This window comes from Pseudomonas sp. Leaf127 (assembly GCF_001423155.1).
Lineage (GTDB): Bacteria > Pseudomonadota > Gammaproteobacteria > Pseudomonadales > Pseudomonadaceae > Aquipseudomonas > Aquipseudomonas ovata.
This window is the reverse complement of record NZ_LMOA01000003.1, coordinates 42,195-67,408: the sequence shown is the minus strand read 5'-3', so window position 1 is coordinate 67,408 and position 25,214 is coordinate 42,195. Positions and strand designations below refer to the sequence as shown.

Here is a 25,214-nt window from a genome sequence, read left to right as displayed (position 1 = left end):
CACGCTTCGACGTCCGCGCCAACGCCTGCGCGCCCTGTGGCGATGTCATTGCGCTCGCTGTTGGCCGAGGTGGCCAGTGCCCGTCAGGCCGAAGCGGAAAAGCGCAACCATGAAGCCTTGCAACAGGCGTTGTTCAAGTCGGCACCGCCTGCCATCCAAGCCTGTGTGATTGCGGTCGTGTCGGCCAAGGGCGGGGTCGGCAAGAGCACATTGTGCGCCGCGCTGGCGCGTCTGGTTGGGTTGCCCGGCGGGCGCACGGTGGCCGTGGAGCTCGACCCCCAGAATTGTCTGCATCATCACTTCGATGTCAGTCCCGATGTCGCCGGCCTGGCCCCCGGCAGCCTGCGCGGCGAGGCCTGGAGTGACCTGCTGCTGACCGGCCCGGACGCCACCCAGGTACTGCCTTATGGCACGCTGACGGCCGACGAGCGCAGCACCCTGGAACAGTACCTCGATAACGACCCGCACTGGCTGGTCCGGCAGCTCGAGCGCCTGAATCTCACCGCTCACGATGTGCTGGTGCTGGATGTTGCATCGGGCCCGTCGCGTTACCTGGACCAGGCACTCAACTCGGCCAGTCATGTGCTGGTCGTCGTCGATACGGAGGCGGCTGGCTATCTGACGCTGGAGGCCATGGAGCGTGCCCTGGAACCGCTGGCCGAGCGCTGCCAGCCGCCGGTGTGCCATTACGTGATCAACCGCGTCGAGGCTTCCCGCAGTTTCAGTGCCGACATGCATGAAGTGCTGTGCCGTCGTCTGGGCGAGCGTTTGCTGGGCCGGGTGCGGCTTGATCAGAAGATCGCCGAGGCGCTGGCTTTCGGTGCACCTCTTTTACCGGCTCAGGCCCCGACGAAGGGCGTGCAGGACCTGTCTGAGCTGGGACGCCGCCTCACCGCCCTTCTCATGGCCGGGCGAGGGCAAGCGGTGGAACGCTCATGAATGCGCCGTTACCCGAAGTGCCTGGGCTGCCGACCTCTGCGCAAGGACGGCTGCAGCGCTTGCAGGGGTGGTTTGATGCTCGTCCACCGGGCACGATCAAGCGGTTGAAGCGGGCCGGCATGCTGGTGGGGACGCTGCTGTTTTTCTCGATCATTTCAGTGCCCTTCGACCTGCTGACCCAAGGTGTTTTCGGTGTCATGTGCTTCTTCGCAGCCGTGCTGCTGCGCCGATCGGCCAGCCGTCTGGCAATCCTGGCGATGATCGTGCTGTCGCTGGTCATGTCGCTGCGCTACGTGTACTGGCGCATGACGTCCACACTGGGTTTCGAGAACAGCCTCGACATGGTGTTTGGCCTGGGCCTGTTGCTGGCCGAGCTGTATGCGCTGGTGGTGTTGTTGTGCGGCTACCTGCAAACCTGCTGGCCGCTGCGTCGCAACCCGGTGCTGATGCAGGGCGCGCCGGACACCTGGCCGGTGGTGGATGTGTTCATTCCCACCTACAACGAGTCGCTGTCGATCGTGAAGCTGACCCTCTTTGCCGCCCAGGCCATTGACTGGCCGCGCGACAAATTGCGGGTGCACCTGCTCGATGACGGCAAGCGCGACGAGTTTCGCGAGTTCTGCGCGCAGATCGGGGTCAACTACATCACCCGTGATAACAATCTGCACGCCAAGGCCGGCAACCTCAACGAAGCGCTGAAGGTTACCGATGGCGAGTACGTGGCCATCTTTGACGCCGACCACGTACCGACCCGTTCTTTCCTGCAGATGGGCATGGGCTGGTTCATCAAGGATCCCAGGCTGTCGATGTTGCAGACGCCGCACTTTTTCTTTTCGCCGGATCCGTTTGAAAAGAACCTCGACACCTTCCGCAGCGTACCCAATGAAAACGAGCTGTTCTATGGCGTGGTACAGGACGGCAGTGACCTGTGGAACGCCGCGTTTTTCTGTGGCTCGTGCGCCATCATCCGCCGTCAGGCGCTGGAAGAAATCGGCGGCGTGGCGACCGAGACGGTGACCGAGGATGCCCATACCGCACTCAAGCTCAGCCGCGCCGGCTACAACACCGCTTACCTGGCCATCCCGCAGGCGGCGGGCCTGGCCACTGAAAGCCTGTCGCGGCACATTCGCCAGCGGGTGCGCTGGGCACGTGGCATGGCGCAGATCTTTCGTACCGATAATCCCTTGTTGGGCCGTGGCCTGACACTGGGCCAGCGGTTCTGTTATTTCAACGCCATGCTGCACTTTTTCTATGGCCTGCCGCGCCTGGTGTTTCTGACCGCGCCGCTGGCCTTTCTGTTTTTCGATGCGCGCATCTTCCATGCCTCGGCGCTGATGATCGCGGTGTACGTGTTGCCGCATATCCTGCATTCCAGCCTCACCAACTCGACCATGCAGGGGCGTTTTCGCCATTCGTTCTGGAACGAGGTCTACGAGACGGTACTGGCCTGGTACATCCTGGGGCCGGTGATCATGGCCCTGGTCAATCCCAGGTTCGGTGGCTTCAACGTCACCGACAAGGGCGGGATCATCGACGAGAAGTTCTTCGAGTGGCGCCTGGCGCGTCCGTACATCGTGCTGCTGGGGCTGAACCTGTGCGGTCTGGTGGTGGCCTTGACGATGCTGGTCCGGGGCAGCAACGAAGAAGGGGTGGCGGTGACCGTGCTGATCAACCTGGCCTGGACGCTGTACAACATCATGATCACCGGCGCGGCCGTGGCCGTGGCCAGCGAAACCCGCCAGGTGCGCCGTGAGCCGCGGGTGGCCGCCAGCCTGCCGATCCGCCTGGAGCGGGCCGACGGCAGCGTACTGGACGCCGTGACCCTGGATTTTTCGCAACAGGGCCTGGGCCTGCGGTTGCCCGAAGGACAAGGCATCGCACGGGGCGAAGCCTTGCAGGTCGTGCTGTTTCGCAAAGACACGCTCAGCCGGTTTCCCGCCACTGTGGTCTTCAGCCATGGCTCGATGGCCGGTGTGCAGTTCGACCCTCTGACCCTGCGCCAGCAAAGCGATCTGGTGCGCCTGACCTTTTCACGTGCCGACACCTGGGCGGCGACCTGGGGCCGCGGCGCCATCGACACCCCGCTCAAGGCCATGTGTGAAGTCTGCAAGGTCAGTCTGCGCGGGGTTCGCGAGCTGTTGAGCGCCACCCGCCAGGCCTGGCACACCCGTCGTACAGTTGAACCCGCTGGCGACTCTGTAATGGAAAAATCATGATCTGCAAATCGATTGCCAGCCGCCAGGCCGGCGGTGCATCACGCTGCCTGGCGGCCTTTGTGTCGTCGCTGTTGCTACTGGGGAGCAGTGCCTCGAGCATGGCCGCTCCGGCCGCCCCGTTGATCAGCCCGCCCGTCGCGGTGCCCGCACCAGGCGTGCCTGGCAACGACATCTCCGTCACGCTCGAGCAACTGGGGCGCAATTACCCGATGGTGCTGCGCGGCGTTGATTCGAACGACACAGTCAACTTCAACGTGCGCGCCGACAAGGTGGTGACCGGTGCGCGCCTGACGTTGCAATACAGCTATTCACCGTCCTTGTTACCGGACCTGTCGCAGATCAACGTGCTGGTCAACGACGAAGTGGCGGCCAGCCTGCCGTTGCTCAAGGAAGGCGCCGGCCAGCCGCAGAGCCGCACGGTCGAGATTCCGGCGCACCTGATCACCGAGTTCAACCGCCTGAGCCTGCAGTTCATCGGCCACTATTCGATGGGCTGCGAAAACCCGCAGCATTCCAGCCTGTGGGCGCGGATCAACAGCGACACGCGCCTGGACCTGCAGGTTTCACCCTTCACCCTGGCCAACGATCTGTCGATTCTGCCGCTGCCGTTTTTTGATCGCCGTGACGACCGTGATGTAACGCTGCCGGTGGTCATGGGCGCCTCGCCCGACCACGCCACGCTTGAAGCCGCCGGCGCACTGGCGTCCTGGATCGGCGCGCTCAAGGGCCCTTCGCGAATCGCGACGTTTCCGACGCATTTCGACAACCTGCCGGCTGAGGGCAATGCCCTGGTGCTGCTCAAGGGCAGCGGCCCCCTGCAGCTGGGCGGCCTGACGATGCCGGCTGCCAAGGGGCCGACCCTGACGATGATGCAGCACCCGAACGACCCGGGCAGCAAACTGCTGGTCATCACCGGTCGTGACTCGGCCGAGCTCAAACTGGCGGTCAATGCCGTGGTGCTCGGCAGCCAGGGCCTGGCCGGCAGCAGCGCGTTGATCGAGCGGGTCGAGGTGCTCAAGCCACGCCGGCCTTACGACGCGCCGAACTGGCTGCCCAGCGACCGGCCGGTCAAGCTGGGTGAACTGATCGAGACCCGCAAGCTGGATGTGGTCGGTTACGCACCGGGCGATATCACCATCCCGCTGAACCTGCCCCCGGACCTGTTCAACTGGCGTGAGGAGGGCGTGCCGTTGAAGCTCAAGTACCGCTACACGCCTCAACAGCGCTTCAACAACTCGTCGATCATCGTCAGTCTCAATGACCGCCTGATCAGAGCCGAGTCGCTGCCGTCGGAGGAAAAGCTCGCCGGCTCGATCCTGTCCAGCCTCACCGGCGACAACACCATGGTCAGCCGTGAAATGGACATGTACCTGCCGCTCAATGCGGCGGCCCTGCAATCGCGCCTGCAACTGCGCTACATGTACGACTACATCAAGCAGGGCGAGTGCCAGGACATCATCATCGACAACATGCGTGGCAGCATCGACCCCGAGTCGACCCTGGACCTGAGCGGCTACGACCACTTCATGGCCATGCCGAACCTGGGCGTGTTCAAGGATTCGGGCTTTCCGTTCACCCGTATGGCCGATCTGTCGCAGACCGCCGTGGTGTTGCCCGACAGCGCAACGGGCGAAGACATCAGCGCCTACCTGAGCGTGCTGGGCCGTTTCGGCGAGTCGACCGGCTACCCCGCGACCGGGGTTTCGGTGATCCAGGCGGCAGAGGTCTCCAGCGCCGCCGACAAGGACATTCTGGTGGTGTCCTCGGGGGCCAGCCAGCCCCTGCTCAAGCAATGGGCCGAGCACCTGCCAGCCCTTGGCGAGGGCCAGGGGCGCAGTTTCGAGATTTCCGACCTGGCTTTTCGCTTGCGTGACTGGATGAGTCCGGACCTTGATGAAAACCTGCGGCGCGCCCGTGTCGCCGTTGTGTTTTCCGGGAGTGCGCAAAGCACGTTCCTGACCGGTTTCGAATCGCCCTTGCACAAAGGACGCAGTGTGATATTAATGTCCAGTGGCCAGTCTTCTGGCCTGGCCGACATGACCCGTGCGCTGGATACCAGCGATAAGGTGCAGGGCAGTCTGGTCGTGGTGCGTGGTGATTCGGTCGAGGCCCTGGTGGCCGATCAGCAGTACTTCGTCGGTGAGTTGAACCCGGTCAAGTACGTGCAATGGCTGATGTCACGCAATGTCCTGTTTGTCTTGCTCATCCTGGCGGTCTGCGTTGCCCTGGTCAGTGGCCTGGCCTATCTGGCGTTGCGCTCGCTGGCCAAGCGTCGTCTGGGAAATGGATAACCCATGTTGGCTTTACTGATGACCCCACGTCGCAGGATGTGCTGGCTGGCAGCGTTGCTGGCCTCGGCAATACTGACTCCCCTGATGGCCGCCGAGCGATGCGACGGCCCGACCTGGCCACTGTGGCAGAACTACGCCCAGCGCAATGTCCAGGAGGATGGGCGCATGCTTGAATCGAGCATGGAGCCCAACCACAGCACCTCCGAAGGCCAATCCTACGGTATGGTCTTCGCGCTGGTGGCCAATGACCGCAAGCGCTTCGACGCGCTGTGGTCATGGACGGTCGCCAACATGATGGGGTCTGACAAGACTCGTCTGCCAGGCTGGTTATGGGGGCAGGGCAAGGATGGTGCCTGGCAGCTCCAGGATGCCAACTCGGCCTCCGATGCCGATTTATGGATGGCCTACACGCTGCTTGAAGCGGCGCGGCTCTGGCAGGCCCCGGCCTACCGCACCGATGCGCTCGCGTTGCTCAAGACCATCGAGTCGCGACTGGTCGTCGACCTGCCAGGTGTAGGCAAAATGGTGCTGCCCGGTCCTGAAGGCTTTACCCAGCCCGATCACTTATGGCGCCTGAATCCCAGTTACCTGCCCATTCCCTTGTTGCGCCGCCTGGCCAAGGAGGCGCCGAACGGTCCCTGGAAGGAAATCGCCGACAACACCCTCAAGATGATCCAGGCCTCCAGCCCCAAGGGCTTTGTGGCAGACTGGCTGGCGTATCGTGGCACTTCGCCAAAAACCGGCCTTTTCGTGATTGATCCTGCCAAAGGCGAGCTGGGCAGCTATGATGCGATCCGCGTTTACCTCTGGGCTGGCATGACGCCAGCCTCTGACCCGCTGGCGGCTGCTCTGCTGGCACGCCTGGACGGCATGTCGGCCAGCACCGCCTCGAGTGGCGTGCCGCCGGAAAAAGTCCAGGTCATGAGCGGCGCGAGCGAGGGCCAGGCGCCTTTCGGTTATTCGGCGGCGTTGTTGCCTTACTTCCAGGCCAAGGGACACACCTGGCTGGTTGCGCAACAACGACGCCTTGTCGAGCAGGGGATTGCCCGGGTCATGAAGCATGACCCGCAAGACCGCTCGGAACCTGCTTATTACAACCTTATGCTCAGCCTGTTTGCCTTGGGCTGGATTGAACAACGCTATCAGTTCCGCTCTGACGGAACGCTTGAATTGTCTTGGGAGACTTCATGCCCGCCAGTCGCCACACGTTAGTTATCGGGCTACTTACAGCAATCGCCGCCAACAACGTTGCCAATGCTGAAACCTCCGCTGTACAGGCTCAATTGATTGAGCAGGGCCAGTACTGGCAGGCGCGTTCGAATGCCTCGCGGGCAGCCGAAGTCTGGCAGAAAGTACTGCAACAAGACCCCAACCAGGTGGATGCGCTGTATGGCATGGGCCTGATTGGCGTCAACAAGAACCAGCCGCAGCAGGCCCAATCCTACCTGGCACGCCTGCGCGCCCTGTCGCCGATGCCAGCGCAGGCGATCCAGCTGGAGCAGGACATTGCCCTGACCCAGCCGGAAAACAAGGCCTTGCTCGAGGAGGCCAGGCGCCTGGCCGATGCCGGTGAGCGTGACAAGGCCACGGCGGCGTTTCGCAAGCTGTTCAATGGCCGTGTGCCTCAAGGCTCTATCGGGCGTGAGTACTACACCAACCTGGGTTTCAGCAATGTTGACTGGCCCGAGGCCCGCCAGGGCTTCGAGCGCCTGATCAAGCAGCGCCCGAACGATTCGGTGCTGGCGCTGTTTTTCGCCAAGCACCTGGCGCGCCGCGAAGACAGCCGCGAAGAAGGCATCCGTGCCCTGGCCCGGTTGACCACCCACCCCGATATCGCCGGCGACGCCGACCAGAGCTGGCGCCTGGCGCTGGTCTGGAGCGGGCCGCCGACGGCGGCGCAGGTGCCATTATTCGAGGCGTTTCTCAAGACCCATCCAGATGATCAGGAAGTGCGTGATCTGATGAACAAGGGTCGCCAGCAGGCCGGCACCGGTGCCGGTGCTTCAGGCTGGCAGCAGGACCCGCAGGTGGCCCGTGGCCTCAAGGCCCTGGAGAAAGGCGACCTGCCCACCGCTGAGGCGGCCTTCAACGAGCGGTTGAAAACCAAGGCCGACGATGCCGATGCCCTCGGTGGCCTGGGCGTGGTGCGTCAGCAACAGAACCGCCCGGCCGAAGCCGAGCAACTGCTGACCCGCGCCGTCCGCCAGACCGGTGGTGGCCGCTGGAAAAGCGCGCTGGAAAATGTCCAGACCTGGGCGCAACTGCAACAGGCCCGCGACCTGCAGGCCAAGGGGCAGGGCGGCAAGGCACTGGAAACCGCCGCCCAAGCGGTGCGTCAGAACCCGGCCAATGTCGATGTGCGCCTGGCCCAGGCCGATATCCAGGCCCAGGCCGGTCAGTTCGAAGCCGCGCATGCCAGTTATCGCCAGGTGCTGGCCGCCGACCGTGGCAATGCACGGGCCACGCGCGGGCTGATCAATGTCCTGGCCCAGAGTGGCCAGGTCAATGAAGCGCTGCGCCTGATCGACACCTTGTCCGCAGCCGAACAGGCCAAACTGGACGACAGCGGCAGCTTCAAGGCCTTGCGTGCCATTCAGGTCGCACGCCTGGCCGAGCAGCGCGGTGATACGCCGGCCGCCCAGGCCGCCCTGAGGGAGGCGGTCAGCAACGATCCGGACAATGTCTGGACGCGTTTCGACCTGGCCCGCCTGTACCTCAAGACCAATGAGGCCTCCAAGGCCCGGGCGTTGATCGACGACCTGCTCAAGAGCCAGCCGAACAACATTGATGCGCTCTACACCAGCGCCTTGCTGTCGGTGGAGATGGGCCAGTGGAAAGATGCCCAGGCCGCGTTTGCACGCATTCCCGTTGACCAGCGCACCCCTGAAATGAAAGCGCTGGCCGAAGAAGTCACCATGACGGTGCAGGTCAACCTGGCCGTCAGCATCGCCAAGCGCGGTCAGCGTCAGGAAGCGCTGGCGCTGCTTGACCGGCTGCTGCCGATGGCCAGTGCCACGCCGGAGCGTCAACTGACGCTGGCCAGTGCCTACATCGACGCCGGCGAGGTCGAGCGTGGACGTGCCATGGCGCGCACGGCCATTGCCCAGATCCGCACGCCCTCGACCGATCGTACGCTGCAATACGCCGGCGTGCTGCTGACCGCAGGCGATGATGCACAGGTCAACCTGATCCTGCGCAACCTGCAAAGCCAGTCGATGAACGCGCAGACCCGCAAGCGCTATGACGATCTGCTGTACCAATACCGTATTCGCCAGGCCGACCTGCTGCGCGAAGGCGGCGACCTGACCGGTGCCTACGACACCCTGGCCCCGGCCCTGGCCCAGCGCCCTGATGATATTCAGGGTGTGTCGGCGCATGCCCGGCTGTACACGGCCAAGGGTGACAGCGCCAAGGCGTTCCAGCTCTACAAGCCCTTGCTGCAGCGTCAGCCCAATGACCCGCAAGTGCTGTTGGGTGCGGCCGATGCGGCGGTCAAGGCCAATGACCGCACGTTTGCCGACCAGGCACTGGCGCAGTTCCTGAGGCTGGGGCGCTATGACGCGCTGACGCTGACCGAAGCGGCGCGCATCTACGAGAGCATTGGCAAGAGCGGCGCCGCCGAGGAATTGCTGCGCAAGGCGGTTTCCATCGAGCAGGGCGAGAAGCAGCGGGCGCTGGCCATGCAGGTCACGCCGTCCGCAGGTCCGAGCGCTGCCAGTGCCTCGCGCAGCGTGGCGGCCAACGACGCAATTCCGGCACCGGCCCAGGCCACGCTCAACGGCGACGCCGACAGCAGTGCGCTCACCGGTGCCCAGAGCGCGCTCAACCGCATTCTTGAAAAACGCAGCGGCTATGTCAGCCAGGGGCTGAGCGTGACCAGCAACAACAGCGAGGCCGGCCTGGGCAAGCTGACGATGGTCGAGGCACCGCTGGAGGTCAATATTCCGCTGGGCGACAACCGCGTGGTGGTACGTGCCACGCCGGTGACGCTCAACAGCGGCAGCGTATCGGCCGATGCCGGCAGTCGCTTTGGTGATGGGTCGGCCGGTGCTGCAGGGTCGAACCGTGAAACCGGCGTGGGCCTTTCGGTGGGCTTCGAGCGCCCGGCCGAAGGCCTCAAGGCCGACATCGGCTCGACGCCGATGGGCTTCCAGTACACCACCGTCGCCGGTGGTGTCAGCGTGGATCGCCCCTTGGGTGAAAACCCCAACCTGCGTTACGGCCTGAACATCTCGCGGCGCCCGGTGACCGACAGCGTGACCTCGTTCGCAGGCTCCACCGACGACCGCAGCGGCCTGTCCTGGGGCGGCGTGACGGCCAACGGTGGCCGTGGCCAGATCAGCTACGATAACCAGACCATTGGCGGCTACGGCTACGGTTCCTGGCACAAGCTGGTGGGTAACAACGTCAAGGCCAACAGCCGTGGCGAAATCGGCGGTGGCGTCTACTGGTACCTGAACAACACCGAGAACAGCAAGCTGACCGCCGGTGTCAGTGTCATGGCCCTGAGCTACGACAACGACCAGAACTACTTCACCTATGGCCATGGCGGCTATTTCAGCCCGCAGAGCTTCTTTGCCATTGGCATCCCGGTGATGTGGTCGCAACGTTCCGAGCGTTTCAGCTACCAGGTCAAGGGTTCGGTCGGCGTTCAGCACTTCAAGCAGGATGGCGCAGAGTACTTCCCCGACGACAGCGCCATGCAGGCCGCTTCCGGGCAGAGCTATGACGGGCAGAGCAAGACCGGCATCGGCTACAGCCTGAGTGCGGCCGGCGAGTATCGCATCGGCGGCAACATGTTCCTGGGGGGCAACGTGGGGCTGGACAACGCCCGCGATTACCGCCAGCTCAGTGGTGCCCTGTACATGCGCTACATGCTCGAGAACATGACCGGTCCCATGGAGTTACCGGTCAGTCCTTACAGCTCGCCTTATTCCAACTGATTGAGAGAACCCGATGCCTTCCGTACTTGCCGGTATGACGCTCCTGGTGCTGGGGGAAAGCCATATGAGCCTGGCCGACCACCTGATGGAGCCGTTGCATGACAACCTGACCCGTCAGGGCGCCATCGTGCATTCGATCGGCGCCTGCGGTGCCAGTGCCGGCGACTGGTTGCTGACCAAAAAGGTCGATTGTGGTGCCGAGCAGAAAGGCGACGGCAAGATCGTCATCAAGGGCCGTGACGCCACTACCACGCCCATTGGCGACCTGATCGCCGCCGACAAGCCGGATCTGGTGGTGATTGTCATCGGCGACACCATGGCGTCCTATGACAAGCCCTCGTTTCCCAAGACCTGGGCCTGGCAGAGCGTCACTGGCCTGACCAAGGCCATTGCGGCCACCGGCACCCGGTGCGCCTGGGTAGGGCCGGCCTGGGGCAAGGTGGGCGGCATGTACCAGAAGAACGATGCACGCACGGAAATGATGTCCAAGTTCCTGGCGTCCAACGTGGCCCCTTGTACTTACATCGACTCGCTGAGTTTCTCCAAACCAGGTCAATGGATCACCACTGACGGCCAGCACTTCACCGTGGCCGGCTACAAGGCCTGGGGCACCGCCATTGGCAATGCGCTGGGGCAGTTGCCGGCCTCCAGCGTCAGCGCCGGCGGAGCCAAGAAGTGACCTGCGTGCGCTGGATGGCGAGCGCAGGTGCTGGCCTGCTGGTGAGTCTTGGCGCGCATGCCGCCGAGATTGCCCTGTACCCCACAGGTCCCGCTGAAGACTCGGCGTTCATCCGTTTCGTCAACGCCGCGTCGGTACCGCTGGAGGTGATCGCCCAGCCGGGCCAGGCCCCGCTGCGCCTGGAAACCGCTGCGCCGGTGTCGGCGTTTTTTCCGGTGCAGGCCAAGGGTGCGGTGAAAGGCACGCTGGTCAGTGGTGCACAGACGCTGGAAATGACCCAGACCGTCGCTCCTGGCGAGTTCGCCACGGTGGTGGCCGTGCCACGGGCCGATGGCGGGGTCGCTCAGGTCGCGGTGCGTGAAGCGCCCGATGACTTCAATGCCCTGAAAGCCTCGCTGGCGTTCTTCAGCCTCGATGCCGGTTGCGTGGAGGCCAGCCTGCGTCCTGCCGGGCGCACGGCCGATCTGTTCAAGGCCGTGGCCGACGGCACCCTGCAACGACGCGCGATCAATCCGGTCAGGCTGGCGGTGCAACTGGTGTGTGCCAATGCCACGGTAGGTGAGCCCCTGGATCTGGGCGAACTCAAGGCCGGCGAACGCTACAGCGTACTGCTGTTGCCGTCGGCCAGCGGCCCACGGCTGTTGTCGACTATGGATGCGTTGTCCCACTGATCAGATCGGGCAGTTGTCGTCATGGTCTTTGCCTCCCTTGAGTTTCTCCTGCTGTTTTTGCCGGCGTTCATGCTGGTCTACTCGTTGGGACGGCCGTCGTGGCGCAACACGATCCTGCTGGTCGGCAGCTGGCTGTTCTATGGCTGGCTGAGCCCGTTGTTCCTGGCCTTGCACATGGTGTTGACCGTGGTGGCCTGGGGCGGCGGGCTGGTCGTCGACCGCACGCGTGAAGGCACCACCGCGCGCCTGCGCTGGCTGGTGGGGCTGATCGTGCTCAATGTCGCGGTCCTGTGCTGGTACAAGTACGCCAACATCCTGGCCCTGACGGCCAATGAGCTGATGACCGCCTATGGCGCCATGCCCTTCGCCTGGCAGCGGGTGGCGTTGCCGGCGGGGTTGTCATTCATCGTGCTGCAGGCCATTTCGTACCTGGTGGACGTGCACCGGCATACCGTGCCGGTGGAGCGCAGCTTCATCAATTACGCTACCTACATCTCGATGTTCGGGCATTCGATTGCCGGCCCGATTATTCGCTACGACTGGGTGCGGCGCGAACTGAACCAGCGCTATTTCAACGGGCAGAACTTCGCCCTCGGCGCACGGCGCTTCATGATCGGCATGAGCATGAAAGTGCTGGTGGCCGACACCTTGTCGCCGCTGGTGGACGTGGCCTTTCATTTGCCACAGCCGACGCTTGTCGATGCCTGGATCGGCTGCCTGGCGTATTCGCTGCAGCTGTTCTTCGACTTTGCCGGCTACAGCGCCATGGCCATCGGCCTGGGCCTGATGCTGGGTTTTCACTTTCCGGAAAACTTCGACCGGCCCTACCTGGCGCGCAGCATCCAGGACTTCTGGCGTCGCTGGCACCTGTCGTTGTCGAGCTGGCTGCGCGATTACCTGTACATCGGCCTGGGCGGCAACCGTCATGGCACCTGGAACACCTACCGCAACCTGTTCCTGACCATGGCCATCGCCGGCTTGTGGCACGGTGGCGACAGCTGGAATTACCTGCTGTGGGGCGCCGCGCACGGCGTCGCGCTGTGTGTCGACCGCGCCTGGTCGCATTCCAGCCTGCCGGCGGTGCCCAGGCCGTTGGCGCATGGCTTGACGCTGTTGTTCGTGTGCCTGGCCTGGACGCTGTTTCGCTCGCCCGACTTCCATACCGCCATGACGATGTACGCCGGTCAGTTCGGCCTGCATGGCGTGGCCCTGGGCGATGCGCTGGCGGTGACGCTGCGCCCGGCCCATGGCATGGCCGCGCTGCTGGGCGTGTTGTGTGTACTGGCGCCGTTGCTGCAGCCTCGGGTCGAACAGCGCTGGTCGCACAATGGGCTGTTCGTGGCGGGCGCGGCAATATGGCCGGTGGCGGGCTTCTTGTTGTCATTCGCGCTGATCGCCAGCCGTGAGACGGTGCCGTTCTTGTACTTCCAGTTCTGAGGGGCCGGCCATGACCCGATCGTCCAACGCACCGCCACCGCCCAGCGAGCTGGCACAGCGCATCAGTCCGGTGGCCGGTGTGACCCTGGCCGTGTTCATGGGCATCGGCCTGCTGGCCTGCGGGTGGTTGATGGCCAGCGGCAAGGTCCAGTGGCTGCCGGCCAGGGTCGACCGCGACACACTGCTGCACGGTGAGGTGACCCATGCGCTGGCCAGGCAGTTGTCCGGTACGTTCCTGGCGCAGCAGGCGGCCAATCTGGAGCGCGGCGCCAGTTGGCTGCTGCTCGAGGACACCGGGCCGCGCGTGCGCCAGGGCTGTCCTGGCTGGCTGTTCCTGACGGACGAACAGCGCATCAACCGCCATGCCCAGGCCAACGAGCGGGCCAAGGCCCAGGCGGTCATCGACCTCAAGCAGCGGCTGGACAAGCAGGGCATTGATCTGTGGGTCGTGGTGGTGCCGGACAAGAGCCGCATCGCCGCCAATCAACTGTGCGGGCTGTATCGCCCCGGGCAATTGCACAACCGGGTGACGCGCTGGAGCGGCATGCTGCAGGCCGCCAATGTCCACACCCTGGACCTGACTGCCGTTTTGCAACCCTTGGGCGATGCGGCCTTCTTGCGCACCGACACGCACTGGAGCGAAACCGGCGCCAGTGCCGCCGCCAATGCCGTGGCCCGGCGTCTGAAGGACATCGGTTTCAAGGCCACCCCGAGCCGCACCTTCGACACCCGCGTGGCCCCGCTGGCGCCTCGCCCCGGTGACCTGGTGCGCCTGGCCGGGCTCGACTGGCTGCCGCTGTCGTTGCAACCGGCGCCGCAAAGCGTGGCCCGGACCACCATCAGCGAGAAGGTCGAAGCGGCCTCGGTGGGCGGTGAAAGCCTGGATGACCTGTTTGGCGATGCCGACCTGCCCAACGTCGCACTGATCGGCACCTCGTTCTCGCGCAATTCGGCGTTCGTGGACTTTCTGCAACGGGCGCTGGGCGCGCCGCTCGGTAACTTCGCCAAGGACGGTGGCGAGTTTTCCGGCGCCGCCAATGCCTACTTCGCCAGCCCGGCCTTCACCCAGACCCCGCCCAGGGTGCTGATCTGGGAGATTCCGGAGCGCGATTTGCAGACGGGGTATGTGCCGGTGGAAATCGGGCGGCAGTGAGCGGTATATCCACTCTTGTAGCTCGCCCCGTGTCACTGACACCGCGCCAAGGCGGAGCGCTGTCGCGCAGCAAACACTGGGCTGTGGGAGGCGGCTTGCCGACGATGGCGATGGGGCAGGCGCAGCAGGTGTGTTGGCCTTGCTGGCCTTATCGCCGGCAGAGCCGCCTCCCACAGGATTGATGTTGTCCTGGATGTTGTGCCTGGCACCAGGCTGTAGGAGGCGGCTTGCCGGCGATGGCTATGGGGCAGGCGCAGCAGGTGTATGGGCCTTGCTGGCCTCATCGCCGGCAGAGCCGCCTCTCACAGGTTGATGTGATCCTGGATTTTGTGCCTGGCACCAGGCTGTAGGAGGCGGCTTGCCGGCGATGGCTATGGGACTGGCGCAGCAGGTGTGTTGGTTTTACTGGCCTCATCGCCGGCAGAGCCGCCTCTCACAGGTTGATGTGATCCTGGATTTTGTGCCTGGCATCAGGCTGTAGGAGGCGGCTTGCCGGCGATGGCTATGGGACTGGCGCAGCAGGTGTGTTGGTTTTACTGGCCTCATCGCCGGCAGAGCCGCCTCCCACAGGATTGATGTTGTCCTGGATTTTGTGCCTGGCACCAGGCTGTGGGAGGCGGCTTGCCGGCGATGGCTATGGGGCAGGCGTAGCAGGTGTGTTGGCCTTGCTGGCCTCATCGCCGGCAGAGCCGCCTCCCACAGGATTGATGTTGTCCTGGATGTTGTGCCTGGTATCAGGCTGTAGGAGGCGGCTTGCCGGCGATGGCTATGGGACTGGCGCAGTAGGTGTGTTGGTTTTACTGGCCTCATCGCCTGCAGAGCTTCCTCTCACAGGTTGATGTGGTCCTGGATGTTGTGCCTGGCACCAGACCGTGGGAGGCGGCTTGCCGGCGATGGCTATGGGGCAGGCGCAGCAGGTGTATGGGCCTTGCTGGCCTCATCGCCGGCAGATCGGGACGCCGACCGGCCCTCCCACAGATTCGATGTGATCCCGGATTTACATAGCTATGACGTTTATATATAGCTATCTATCTAGCTATATATATTGATAGCACCTTCAACCATCCCTGCAAAGCCCGGATACCGGGGGTTGAGCAGGTAATTGAACTCATGCGCCACCTGCACGCTGGGCACGGCCAGGGCCAGGCTCTGGTTGGATGCCAGCCACTGATCACCCAGCCAGGCGGTGGTGGCCGGGGCCGGTTCGCCGCGCCAGTCAGCGGGCAGGTCGGCGCAGGGCAGGTGCAGGACCTGCTCTTCATCCAGGGCCAGTTCGAGCATGGCGAAATGGCGCATGACCGCGCCGTCGTTCAGGTGCATCAACGTTTCGAGACGGGCCAGGGCCTGGCTGCCGGCGCCGTACACGCAAGCCTGGCCCTTGCTGTTCCAGCGGCCGCCATGACGACTGGCCACTTCGCCGTCGAAGGCCTGGGCCAGCCAGCGGCGCTTGATCAGTCGATAGATGCGGATCACGCCATCACTCCATGCTCCAGGCGTGCGATCAGGTCGAGCACGCTGTGCGATTCAGCCGAGGTGATGAGCATGTCCAGTGGTCGGCGCTGGTCCAGGCCGGCGACCGGGTGGATCAGCCAGCGTTGCACGGCCTCGGTATGGCCTTCGAACAATTCCAGCGCGGCGGCGTAGATCGAGGCCAGGCGAAACAGGCGGTCGCCTTCCTCGACATTGAAACGGCCGGCTTTCAGGCGTCGTTGCAGGGTGGCCGGGGCGATGCCCAGGTGTTCGGCCAGGGTCGAGCGATTGATGTCGAGGGCGTTGGCCATATGATCGAACACCGCATAAGGCAATCCTTCGCGCAGGGCGTCATGCAGTTGCACGCCACGCGGCGCCAGACCCAGCCAGTGCCAGAAATCTTCGGCCGAACCTGTTGTCCGAGGGAAGTCGAAAGACATGGGAAATTCCATTTGACCCAATAGTTGACTGCGCTGTGTAGCACACTTGCATACAGGTCGGATCGTTTGATGGTTGTATTCTATCCATTCGAATACATCCTGTTACATGTGTTAAGGCTCTGACATAATCGCGCCGCAACGCCCCAGCCCGCTTGATTTTTGAAGTAACGGACTACGTTGATGAGCTATTTTTCGATCGAATTCGGTCTGTTTTTCCTGCCTTTTTTCATTCTTTACTGGTGTCTTTGTGCCAGTACGCGCTTACAGAATGCGCTGTTGCTGGCCGCCAGCTATGGCATCCTGGCAACCTTCAGCCTGAACTTTCTCTATGTGCTGTTGGGCTACACCCTGGTGGTGTGCGGCCTGGGGCACTTGAGCGCGCGCTGGCCGGGCCGCTGGTTTGTCCGCGGCCTGATCCTGACGGTGGTGCTGGGCTGTTTCTATGCCTTCAAGTACCAGGACCTGATGGCCAGTGCCGTGCAGGCCGCCGGCTTGCCGCTGCAGTGGCCGGTGCTGCAATTGCTGCTGCCGGTGGGGCTGTCGTTCTACGTGTTCCACTCGGTCAGCTACCTGGTGTCGATCAATCGTGGCGAGCTCAAGCCGGTGGCTTTACCGGACCTGGCCTTGTACCTGGCGTTTTTCCCCAGCCTGATTGCCGGGCCGGTCAACCGCGCCTTGCATTTCATGCCACAGATTCGCCCGCCCGAGGTGCGCCAGGTGCTGGACCCTTACCGCGCGCTGGGGCTGATCGGCCTGGCGGCGGTCAAGTTGTTCCTGCTCAGTTCGTGGCTGGCCAATGAATGGGTCGACCCGGTGTTCGATACACCGTCCGCCAGTTCGGCCGAGCAGATCCTGCTGGCGGTCTATGGCTATTCGCTGCAGATCTACTTCAACTTCAGCGGCTACACCAACCTGGTGACCGGCATTGCGCTGCTGCTGGGCTTTCGTCTGCCGGAGAACTTCAACTACCCGTACCTGGCGCATAACCTCAAGGAGTTCTGGGCGCGCTGGCACATCAGCCTGTCGCGGTTCATCCGCGACTACATCTACATTCCCCTGGGCGGCAACCGCCACGGGCTGTGGCTGGGCATGCTGTACATGATGATCGCCATGCTGATTTCCGGCCTGTGGCATGGAGCAAGTGTCAATTTCATCGTCTGGGGCGCGCTGCACGGCGTGGGGCTGGCGATCTACAAGCTGTGGGCAACCTGGGGCCCGGGCGAGTCGAACCACCCGGTGGCGCGGCTGCTGGCCCGCCTGTTGACCTTTCACTACGTGGCGCTGGCGTGGATTTTCTTTCGCAGCGCGACGCTGGACGACGCCATTGAATTGCTCAAGGGCCTGGGCGGCCTGTCCCTGCAAGGGCTGGACAGCGAAGCAGGCATCAGCGTGCTGGCGTGTGGCGTGATGCTGCTGTTGTACCCGGCGTGGGTCAGTTTCATGCGTGAGTTGTTCGCGGCCAGCCAGCGAATTCCGGCGGTGCTGTATCCGGTGGTGCTGGGGCTGTTCATTTCTGTGGTCATCTTTGCCTCGCCTGCCGGCGTACCGGGTTTTATCTATGCCAGTTTCTGACACCGCCATGGCCGGTCGCAGCCTGTTCATTGCCCTCAAGACCCTGATGATGCTGCTGGTGGTCATCGGCATCCTGAGCTGGCTGAACCAGGATTCCATGCGCCTGTATTGCCAGCAGAAGTACCACAGCGGTTGCGAACTGCCGGGGCTGGGCGAGTTGCCGGCCTGGCGCCTGGGGGCGGACATTACCCGGTCGCTGGGGCAGGGGCGCGAGGCCTTTGTGGCCGCTCTTTCGGGGCATGAAGCCGCCCCCGGAACAGCGCAGGACGAGGCTGTCGAACCTGCGGTGCCAGGCGTGCCGGTTGTGGAACTGCCGCCGTCAGTGGCTGCGGTCACGGTCATCGCCGGAACCCGTGACGCGCCAGGCTTTGTGGCGCCGGCCGACACTGCTGCCCTGTCTGGCGCAACGCCCGAGCCGGCCAGGCCCAAGCCGGTAGAGCCTGCTGCAGTGGCGGCCCCAGTTCCTGCCTCAATACCTGTACCGGGTGCACCAGCCGTGGCCTTGTCACCGGCACCGGTGGTGCCGGTCACGCCGCACCGCCGGCGACCACCAGGTGCGCCACACGTGGTGCTGGAGCCGGGTGACGAGGTGTTCTTCGTGGGTGATTCGCTGATGCAGGGCGTGGCGCCGCACCTGGCCAATTCGCTGCTCAAGCGCTACAACATCAAGAGCATCAACCTGAGCAAGCAGAGCACCGGACTGGCGTACCCAGGGTTTTTCAACTGGCCGCAGACGGTGCATGAAACACTGGAGGCGCATCGCAATATCCGCCTGATGGTGATCTTCCTGGGGCCCAACGATCCATGGGACATGCCCGAGTCGCGCGGCAAGCCGTTCCTGCGCTTCAAGAGCGAGGCCTGGGAAGCGCTGTACCGTCAGCGCGTGCGCTCGATTCTCGAGCAGGCGCAGCAGTTCGATGCGCAGGTAATCTGGGTCGGGCCACCGAACATGAACGCGGCCAAGCTCTCCACAGGCATGCAATACCTGCGCGAGCTGTACCGCACCGAGGCGCAGCAGTACCAGCAGATCTACCTGTCGGCCAACGAGGTGTTCGGTTACCAGGCAGAAGATTTTTCGTTCTACATGACCGACGAAGCCGGCAAGAAGAGCAAGATCCGCGTGGATGACGGTATCCACTTCACGCCATTCGGCCAGAAACTGATCGCCAACAAGGTGCTCACCCTGATCGATGTTCACCAACCTGGCTTATCGGAGCGTTGAGTTGAAGCACGCCATTTGTTTGCTGCTGTTGGGACTGTCGCTGGGCACCAGCACAGCCCGGGCAGAAACCCCCGTCGCGCCCAAGCGCATCGTGACCAAGGCGTGGACGCCGCTGTTGCCCGCCACCCGGCAGGATCCGAACCTGGCGCTGTTGGCCAGCAAGCTCAAGGCCTCGCGGAGCAAGCGGGTCAGTATCGTCCAGCTCGGCGACTCGCACACCGCGGCCGACCTGTTCAGCGGTGAAATGCGTCGGCTGTTCCAGCAGGACTACGGTAACGGCGGGATCGGCTTCATCGCCGCCACACCGGTGCCTGGCACGCGCTATGACCAGGTGATCATCACCACCGGCAAGCGCCAGTGGGACCTGGTGTCGAGCCGCAACCAGCAGAGCTCGCAGTTTCCGCTGGGTGGTTATCTGTCGGTGCCGCTCAGCAGCCGTCCCGGCGTGAACCTGGCCAGCCGCGAGCCGGATGAACAGCGCTACAGCCTGTCGACGCTGTACCAGGCCAGCCGCAGCACGATCCTCCAGGCCCGCGACAGTGCGACCCAGGCCAGGGCGCTGCCGGTGACCCAGGGCCAGTGGCGCTTCAGCCAGCCGATCAACAATGTGCGCCTGCCGGTGGACCTGAGCTTTGCCAGCGGCAACGGTCTGGCGGTTGGCGGCTGGTTGCTGCAATCACAGCGCAACGCCGGCGTGGAGTACTCGGCGCTGGGCATCAATGGCGCGACGTTCGATGTGGTCGACAAGTGGCAGGCCGGCTGGCTGGAGACCCTCAAGGCCTTGCGCCCGGACCTGTTGATCCTGGCCTATGGCACCAACGAAGCCTATGACGACAGCCTGGACACCGTGCTCTACGAGCAGCGCCTCAGGGAACGCCTGCAGATGCTGCGCAAGGCGCTGCCCGGTACCGTGCTGCTGGTCACCAGTGCGCCAGATTCGGTGCGCAACAAACGCGCGGCCCGTTGTGAAGACAAGCAGGCCAACCACCTGCGCCAGGTGATCCAGATCCAGCGTCGAGTCGCCGCGCAGACCAGTGCGCTGTTCTGGGACTGGCAGGCGTTCATGGGCGGCAACTGCTCGATCGAACGATGGCAGGCCCGCGACCTGGCCCGGCCGGACCTGGTGCATATGACAGCCGATGGCTATCGCCAGAGTGCGCAGGGGTTGTACGCGTATTTCAAAGGGGTGGTGGGGCGGCGGTGAACCCAATGGCTAGATATATAGCTATCTAGCTAGCTATTGAAGTCTGCCTGTGACCAGAACCCTGAAAGATCACCTTTCAACGGTTCTGGCTTGCCGGTGCCAGTGAAGGGTGTTCTGCGGATGTCCTCGATCAATTCATTGACCGAGGCAAGCGTCACAATGTTTTACATCCCCGCAATCGCTTCCAGCTCATCGGCACGGCGGGCCGTGGCGTCAAGCACGCAGCTGCTGCTGTTGATGCGGTCCATCGTGCCGCCGGTCTGCTGGGCATAGAACATGCAGTTGGCGTCGCGGTATTTGAGCCACTGGCGCTGGGCGTCGAGCAGCAGGTCTTGCTGCGTTTTATCCAGCGTGGCCATGGCGGCCTTGTACTGGGCGTTCAGGCGGCCATCGTGGCGTTTGATCTCGGCACCGATGCACTCGACCATGGCGCTGGTCACGCCACCGGCAGTGTCGATACAACGGTCGTAGGTGGTGCTGTATTGCGGCTCCTTGGCGTGGACGGGCAGGGCCAGGACGGCGAGCAGCAGGAGTGAGCGGCGCATGGGGCAGGTCCTTCTAGCGGTCAGGATGATCGGGCAATCGCCAGCATACCGGCTTGATTCAGACAGTGCGCCCTGGCAATTGATCCTCCACGTCCGATCCCTGACCCAAGACAGACACACCTGCTGCGCCTGTCATATAGTCATCGCCAGCAAGCTGCCTCCCACAGTCTGGTGTCAGGTCCGAAATTCAGGGTCGCATCAAACCTGTGGGAGGCTGCTCTGCAGCGGGCGGCGATCTGACGATGAGGCCAGCAAGGCCCATACACCTGCTGCGCCTGTTCCATAGTCATCGCCGGCAAGCCGCCTCCCACAGTCTGGTGTCAGGTCCGAAATTCAGGGTCACATCAAACCTGTGGGAGGCTGCTCTGTTGCGGGCGGCGATCCGACGATGAGGCCAGCAAGACCAACACACCTGCTGCGCCTGTTCCATAGTCATCGCCGGCAAGCCGTCTCCCACAGTCTGGTGCGAAGTCCGAAATTCAGGGCCGCATCAAACCTGTGGGAGGCTGCTCTGCAGCGGGCGGCGATCCGACGATGAGGACAGGACAGCCGACAGATAGACAGGGCTTGTAAACCCGTCATGGCCAGACAGTTGCTGCTACCCACAGGTCTTGTGCGAGGCACGAGACCTTGGGCTACATCAATCCTGTGGGAGGCGGCTTGCCGGCGATGAGGCCGGCAAGGCCGATATATCTGCTGCGTCTGTTCCGTAGTCATCGCCGGCAGCTTGCTGCCTCCCACAGGCCCGCGTCGAGGCTTGACTGATCGGCATTAACCCTGCGGATTACCGCAGGAGGCGTCCCTCAAGGCTTCTTCAAGGCCCCCAGCGTCGGGGTTTCGTCAAAGAAGTTCCACGGCTTTAGCAGCACGTTGACCCATTCGGTCGGCATGATCGGCCATTCCTCGGCACGCGCCACGTGGGTGGTGCCGGTGGTCAGCCACACGACGTTGTCGGTGTTTTCGATCGACTGGTTGTCGGCGGTGAACTGCGCCAGCCCTGTGTCCTTGGCCGAGCGGTTCGGATAGAGGCCCTCGGGGTAGAGTTCCTGCGGGTTGTAGCGCGAGACCCAGAGCTGCTTGTCCATGAAGCTCAGGCGGTGATTGATCCACTCATCCTTGCCGAAGTTGGCGCCCTGGGCCACCGGGTGAGTGCCGCCGGCATACGGGATCAACTGATATGACACGGTGTTGCCGACCTTGTTTTCCTTGCTCGGGTTGCTCAGCAGGCGAATGGTCGAGGGGTCGAACTTCTGTACGGCCTGTTGCTCGTCCGGCACGGTGCGTTGCTTGACCTGCATGGTGCTGGTGCGCGGCCCGCCACGGTCGTTGCTGGCCACCACCGGGTTCATCTCGACCAGCGAGTTGTTTTCGCCGTCGACGTCCATGTCCAGGCGGAAGTTGTAGATGTGCTGGTGCGTGGTGCCGACGATGTTGTGGTCGATCAGCGTGCCGTACTGGGTGTCATGGGCGGCGGTCTTGTCGCGCATGGTGCGGGTGGTGACGCCCTTGACCGCTTCGATGCCGGTGGCGCCGGCGTTGATGCCGATGGTGCCGTTCTGCTGGAAGACCCAGTCGAAGATGTAGTCGTAGTTGCCCACGGTGCTGACCCAGCGGATCACCAGTTCGCGGCGCTCGGCGCTGACGTTGGGCTGGCCCATTTCCTGGTGCTTGTACTCGGGACCGGCGTAGCGTTCGAAGATGGCGATGGCGCGCGGGATGGTGGTCGGCGCGCCGGTGTAGTCGGCAATGGTGGCGTCGAGCAGCACGGCGTTGTCGGGCGCGTCCTTGCCCGGCTGGATCGGCGAGGTGAGGGTGCCCATGCCGTATTCACCCGAGTCCAGGTAGGCCTTGAAGTACCAGCCTACGTCCGGGTCGCCGTAAGGCACGACCATGCCGCCAAGGTTGCCCTGGTACATGACCTTGCGCTTGGTGCCCTTGTCGTTGTAGCTGACGGTGGACAGCACAGGCCCCACCCGCGAATCCAGGCGCAGGTGCAGGTCCCAGTTCTGCCAGTGGATGCTGTTGCCCTTGATGGTGTAGTTCTTGCCTTCGGGCTCGATGATGTCCAGCGGCTTGACGGCGGCCTGGACCCGGTCGCTGCCGTTGTAGGCGCGTGGAGCCATGGGCACGGGAATCACACCATCGTCTTCGATCTTGATGATCTTTTTCTGCCCCAGATCGACCACTGCCACCAGGTTCTCGATCGGGTGGGCCCAGTAGTTGCCGTCGCCGACATCCTGATAGGCAACCACCTTGAGCAGGCGCTTGTCCTGTTCAAGGCCGTCCTTGTTGTCGAAATAGCCGACGGTCAACGGCGTGGTGATCACCTTCTTGATGTCGGTGATACCGCGCTTGGCCACGGCCTGGGCGTATTCAGGGCTGGTCTCGATGATCGATTGCAAGGTGGCGAAGTCATCGAGCAGGACCATGCCATGCACGCCCTCGACCGGCTGCCACGACAACAGCTGCTTGCTGGCCAGGTCAACGCGCGCCTCGATGACATGCGGGCCGTGCAGCATGGTCACGTTGACCTGGCGCGGCTGATTGACCGCCTTGCCGGTCAGGGCGAAATCCCAGACCCTGGCCTTTTCCGGCTCGTTGAGGGTGATCAGGCTGAAACGCAGATCCGGCTTGTTCTTGTCCGAAGCCTTGATGATGGCCACGGCCTGCTCGATTTCCTGTGCACTGAGCGGGTTGAGCGGGTGCGGCAGGGACTCGACGACGAAGGTCTTGTCGAGCCCTGACTGGAACACCTGATTGATGAAGTCCTTGGACATGTAGGCGGTCTTGCCCTTGAACACCACCGGCACGTCCAGCGCTACGCGCTTGCCGTTGAGTTGCGCTACGGCGGCACCCGGCTTGACCTTCACGTAGGCGCCGTCCTTGGTGATGGTGAACAGGTCGGCATAGTCGTCCCACTTCACCCGCGCGCCGAACGTTTCCAGAGTCGATTGCAGCGGCACCATTTCGGCCGCTCCACCATGCGCCTGGGCCAGCATGGGCACTGAGGCGATGGCCACGGCCAGGGCCAGTTGCCTGAGTGCCATACGCGGGCCGGTGAGTCGTTCATTAAACATGGTGTGAGTCCTCAGGAGCCGGTCGGAAATTTTTTATGGTTCTTTTGGTAACAATAACGCTCACGCTTTTTTGAATCCCTGCCAGGCAGTTTGTTGGGCGTGACAGCAACAACAGCGTCAGTGTTTAAAGAGTGAAATCATGAAGGCTTGACTGTAGTCCGCCGGCGCCATGAGCAAGTAACACAAATTGGCAATTGATGAATGAGGGCCGTTCAAAAGGCGCGCAATAGAACGCTGCACCGTGCGGGAGCAATAAAACTTCGATGAAGCTGCATGACCGTGCGACCGCGGCTGTTTTTATTCGCTAGTTGCCGCTGCAGACCGCATTAAGAGGGGCGGCATGAGTGTTGCAATATTTTGAAATGACCGTCTCAGCCTGCGGATTATCAGAAGCTGCTTTCCGGATTTGCCCATGCGCCAATGCGTTCATACCACCGACATCAACGAGCACGCCAACGCCTTGCCGGGCTGGCAGCAGCGCTATGACCAGCTCAGCCCCGGCCGGCTGGACGGCTGGCTGGCCATGGCACAGGTCGATGGCGTGCAGGTCTTTCGCGAGCGCCTGAATCGTTCGGTGGTGCAATCGCTGCGCCTTCCGTCGCAGACGCTCACGCTCCTGGTCCCGCTGGCCTGGCCGCAGTGGGATGAACACGGTGATATTCGTGTGCTGCAGCCCAGTCTGCTGCCCGATCATGATGAACTGCGTGTGGTCAGCCCGGCCGGGATGGACGTGCTGTGCCTGTCCATTCCGGTCGCCATGCTGGCGTGCGTGCTGGATGAAGAAACCCTGGTGCGGCTGCACAGCGCGTCGGTGATTCAGCGTATCAACGTGACCTCAGCCCGGTTTGCCGCTGACATCAAGCCGTTGCTGGTCGCGCTCGAGGGTGAGCTGCCGCCGCCTGCCGAGCTGAAGACGCAACTGGTCTTGCTGGCCGCCGAGTGGCTGGAAAGCCTGGCGGGCGAACCTCGTGCAGTGCCGTGTGCCGGCACACGGCGGTATATCGTCGATCGCTGCCACCAGTGGTTGCTGGAGGAATACCAGGCGCCGCCCAGTGTGATCGATCTGTGCCGGCGCCTGAAAGTATCCCGGCGCACCCTGCAATACAGTTTTCAATCGGTGGCGGCGGTCAGCCCGGTGCACTATTTACGCTCGGTTCGACTCAATGGGGCGCGACGCAGCATGCGCCATGACCCGCAACTGGGCATTGCCGACATTGCCGCGCATTGGGGCTTTGAACACCCCAGTTATTTCAGCCTTGAATACCAGAAGTTGTTTGGCGAGTTGCCGTCCGTCAATCGCCGCAACCAACAGGTGCGGCAGTAGACAAACACCGTATTTATCGGGATAAGGGTGC

The 25,214-nt window shown here is 63.3% G+C and carries 17 protein-coding genes and 1 pseudogene; 13 read left to right on the top strand and 5 right to left on the bottom strand.

Annotation, left to right across the window (positions count from 1 at the left end; translation table 11 throughout):
- The first annotated feature begins 42 nt into the window (after positions 1-42).
- From bcsQ to ASF84_RS04660, 9 genes are read left to right on the top strand one after another with little or no spacing between them, the layout of a single operon-like run.
- Complete coding sequence (bcsQ, locus tag ASF84_RS04700; RefSeq protein WP_236709372.1) at positions 43-939, top strand: cellulose biosynthesis protein BcsQ; 897 nt, start codon at positions 43-45, stop codon at positions 937-939.
- Positions 936-3,155, top strand: coding sequence for a UDP-forming cellulose synthase catalytic subunit (bcsA, locus tag ASF84_RS04695; RefSeq protein ID WP_056835758.1), 2,220 nt, complete (start codon positions 936-938; stop codon positions 3,153-3,155). The genes bcsQ and bcsA overlap by 4 nt, the downstream gene beginning before the upstream one ends.
- Entirely contained in the window at positions 3,152-5,446 is a 2,295-nt protein-coding gene (gene bcsB, locus ASF84_RS04690; protein WP_082481333.1) for a cellulose biosynthesis cyclic di-GMP-binding regulatory protein BcsB, read from the top strand. Before bcsA ends, bcsB begins: the two co-directional genes overlap by 4 nt.
- 3 nt (positions 5,447-5,449) lie before the next feature.
- Entirely contained in the window at positions 5,450-6,658 is a 1,209-nt protein-coding gene (gene bcsZ / locus ASF84_RS04685) for a cellulose synthase complex periplasmic endoglucanase BcsZ (RefSeq protein WP_056835756.1), read from the top strand.
- Positions 6,634-10,389, top strand: a complete 3,756-nt coding sequence (locus ASF84_RS04680) for a cellulose biosynthesis protein BcsC (RefSeq protein ID WP_056835753.1) — start codon at positions 6,634-6,636, stop codon at positions 10,387-10,389. Before bcsZ ends, ASF84_RS04680 begins: the two co-directional genes overlap by 25 nt.
- A 13-nt stretch (positions 10,390-10,402) precedes the next feature.
- Positions 10,403-11,068 (top strand): SGNH/GDSL hydrolase family protein, encoded by a 666-nt coding sequence (locus ASF84_RS04675; RefSeq protein WP_056835751.1) that lies wholly within the window; start codon positions 10,403-10,405, stop codon positions 11,066-11,068.
- 14 nt (positions 11,069-11,082) lie between these two features.
- Positions 11,083-11,739 (top strand): cell division protein FtsQ, encoded by a 657-nt coding sequence (locus ASF84_RS04670; protein ID WP_056835869.1) that lies wholly within the window; start codon positions 11,083-11,085, stop codon positions 11,737-11,739.
- Between the two features lie 21 nt (positions 11,740-11,760).
- A complete protein-coding gene (locus tag ASF84_RS04665) occupies positions 11,761-13,176 on the top strand; it encodes an MBOAT family O-acyltransferase (RefSeq protein ID WP_056835749.1) in 1,416 nt (471 codons plus the stop codon).
- Between the two features lie 10 nt (positions 13,177-13,186).
- The gene (locus tag ASF84_RS04660) at positions 13,187-14,329 is read left to right on the top strand and encodes an alginate O-acetyltransferase AlgX-related protein (protein ID WP_056835747.1); all 1,143 of its coding nucleotides are present in this window, start codon (positions 13,187-13,189) and stop codon (positions 14,327-14,329) included.
- A gap of 1,032 nt (positions 14,330-15,361) precedes the next feature.
- On the opposite strand, the gene ASF84_RS04655 is transcribed toward ASF84_RS04660, so the two are convergent.
- Both ASF84_RS04655 and parS read right to left on the bottom strand, forming a co-directional pair.
- On the bottom strand, positions 15,362-15,802 hold the full coding sequence (locus ASF84_RS04655; RefSeq protein ID WP_056835745.1) for an RES family NAD+ phosphorylase: 441 nt from the start codon (positions 15,800-15,802) through the stop codon (positions 15,362-15,364).
- Positions 15,799-16,239: a type II RES/Xre toxin-antitoxin system antitoxin gene (gene parS / locus ASF84_RS04650; RefSeq protein ID WP_109513467.1), complete on the bottom strand. Its 441-nt coding sequence runs from the start codon at positions 16,237-16,239 to the stop codon at positions 15,799-15,801. The genes ASF84_RS04655 and parS overlap by 4 nt, the downstream gene beginning before the upstream one ends.
- Positions 16,240-16,419: 180 nt before the next feature.
- Here parS and ASF84_RS04645 point away from each other — a divergent pair, with 180 nt between their 5' ends.
- Genes ASF84_RS04645 through ASF84_RS04635 form a run of 3 tightly spaced genes read left to right on the top strand, consistent with a single transcriptional unit; the run spans position 16,420 to position 20,237 of the window.
- Positions 16,420-17,811, top strand: a complete 1,392-nt coding sequence (locus ASF84_RS04645) for an MBOAT family O-acyltransferase (RefSeq protein ID WP_056835742.1) — start codon at positions 16,420-16,422, stop codon at positions 17,809-17,811.
- Positions 17,798-19,033: an SGNH/GDSL hydrolase family protein gene (locus ASF84_RS04640; protein WP_056835740.1), complete on the top strand. Its 1,236-nt coding sequence runs from the start codon at positions 17,798-17,800 to the stop codon at positions 19,031-19,033. Before ASF84_RS04645 ends, ASF84_RS04640 begins: the two co-directional genes overlap by 14 nt.
- 1 nt (position 19,034) lies before the next feature.
- Positions 19,035-20,237 (top strand): SGNH/GDSL hydrolase family protein, encoded by a 1,203-nt coding sequence (locus tag ASF84_RS04635; RefSeq protein ID WP_236709367.1) that lies wholly within the window; start codon positions 19,035-19,037, stop codon positions 20,235-20,237.
- A 47-nt stretch (positions 20,238-20,284) separates the two neighbouring features.
- Here the strand turns inward: ASF84_RS04635 and ASF84_RS28310 are convergent.
- From ASF84_RS28310 to tynA, 3 genes and pseudogenes are all read right to left on the bottom strand, one after another.
- Positions 20,285-20,398, bottom strand: a pseudogene (locus ASF84_RS28310) (type II toxin-antitoxin system YoeB family toxin); the annotation flags it as partial.
- A 3-nt stretch (positions 20,399-20,401) separates the two neighbouring features.
- Complete coding sequence (locus ASF84_RS04630; protein WP_082481329.1) at positions 20,402-20,782, bottom strand: lysozyme inhibitor LprI family protein; 381 nt, start codon at positions 20,780-20,782, stop codon at positions 20,402-20,404.
- Positions 20,783-21,585: 803 nt separating this feature from the next.
- Entirely contained in the window at positions 21,586-23,859 is a 2,274-nt protein-coding gene (gene tynA, locus ASF84_RS04625; protein ID WP_056835736.1) for a primary-amine oxidase, read from the bottom strand.
- Positions 23,860-24,271: 412 nt separating this feature from the next.
- Here tynA and ASF84_RS04620 point away from each other — a divergent pair, with 412 nt between their 5' ends.
- Positions 24,272-25,183, top strand: coding sequence for a helix-turn-helix domain-containing protein (locus tag ASF84_RS04620; RefSeq protein WP_056835734.1), 912 nt, complete (start codon positions 24,272-24,274; stop codon positions 25,181-25,183).
- Positions 25,184-25,214 lie beyond the last annotated feature (31 nt).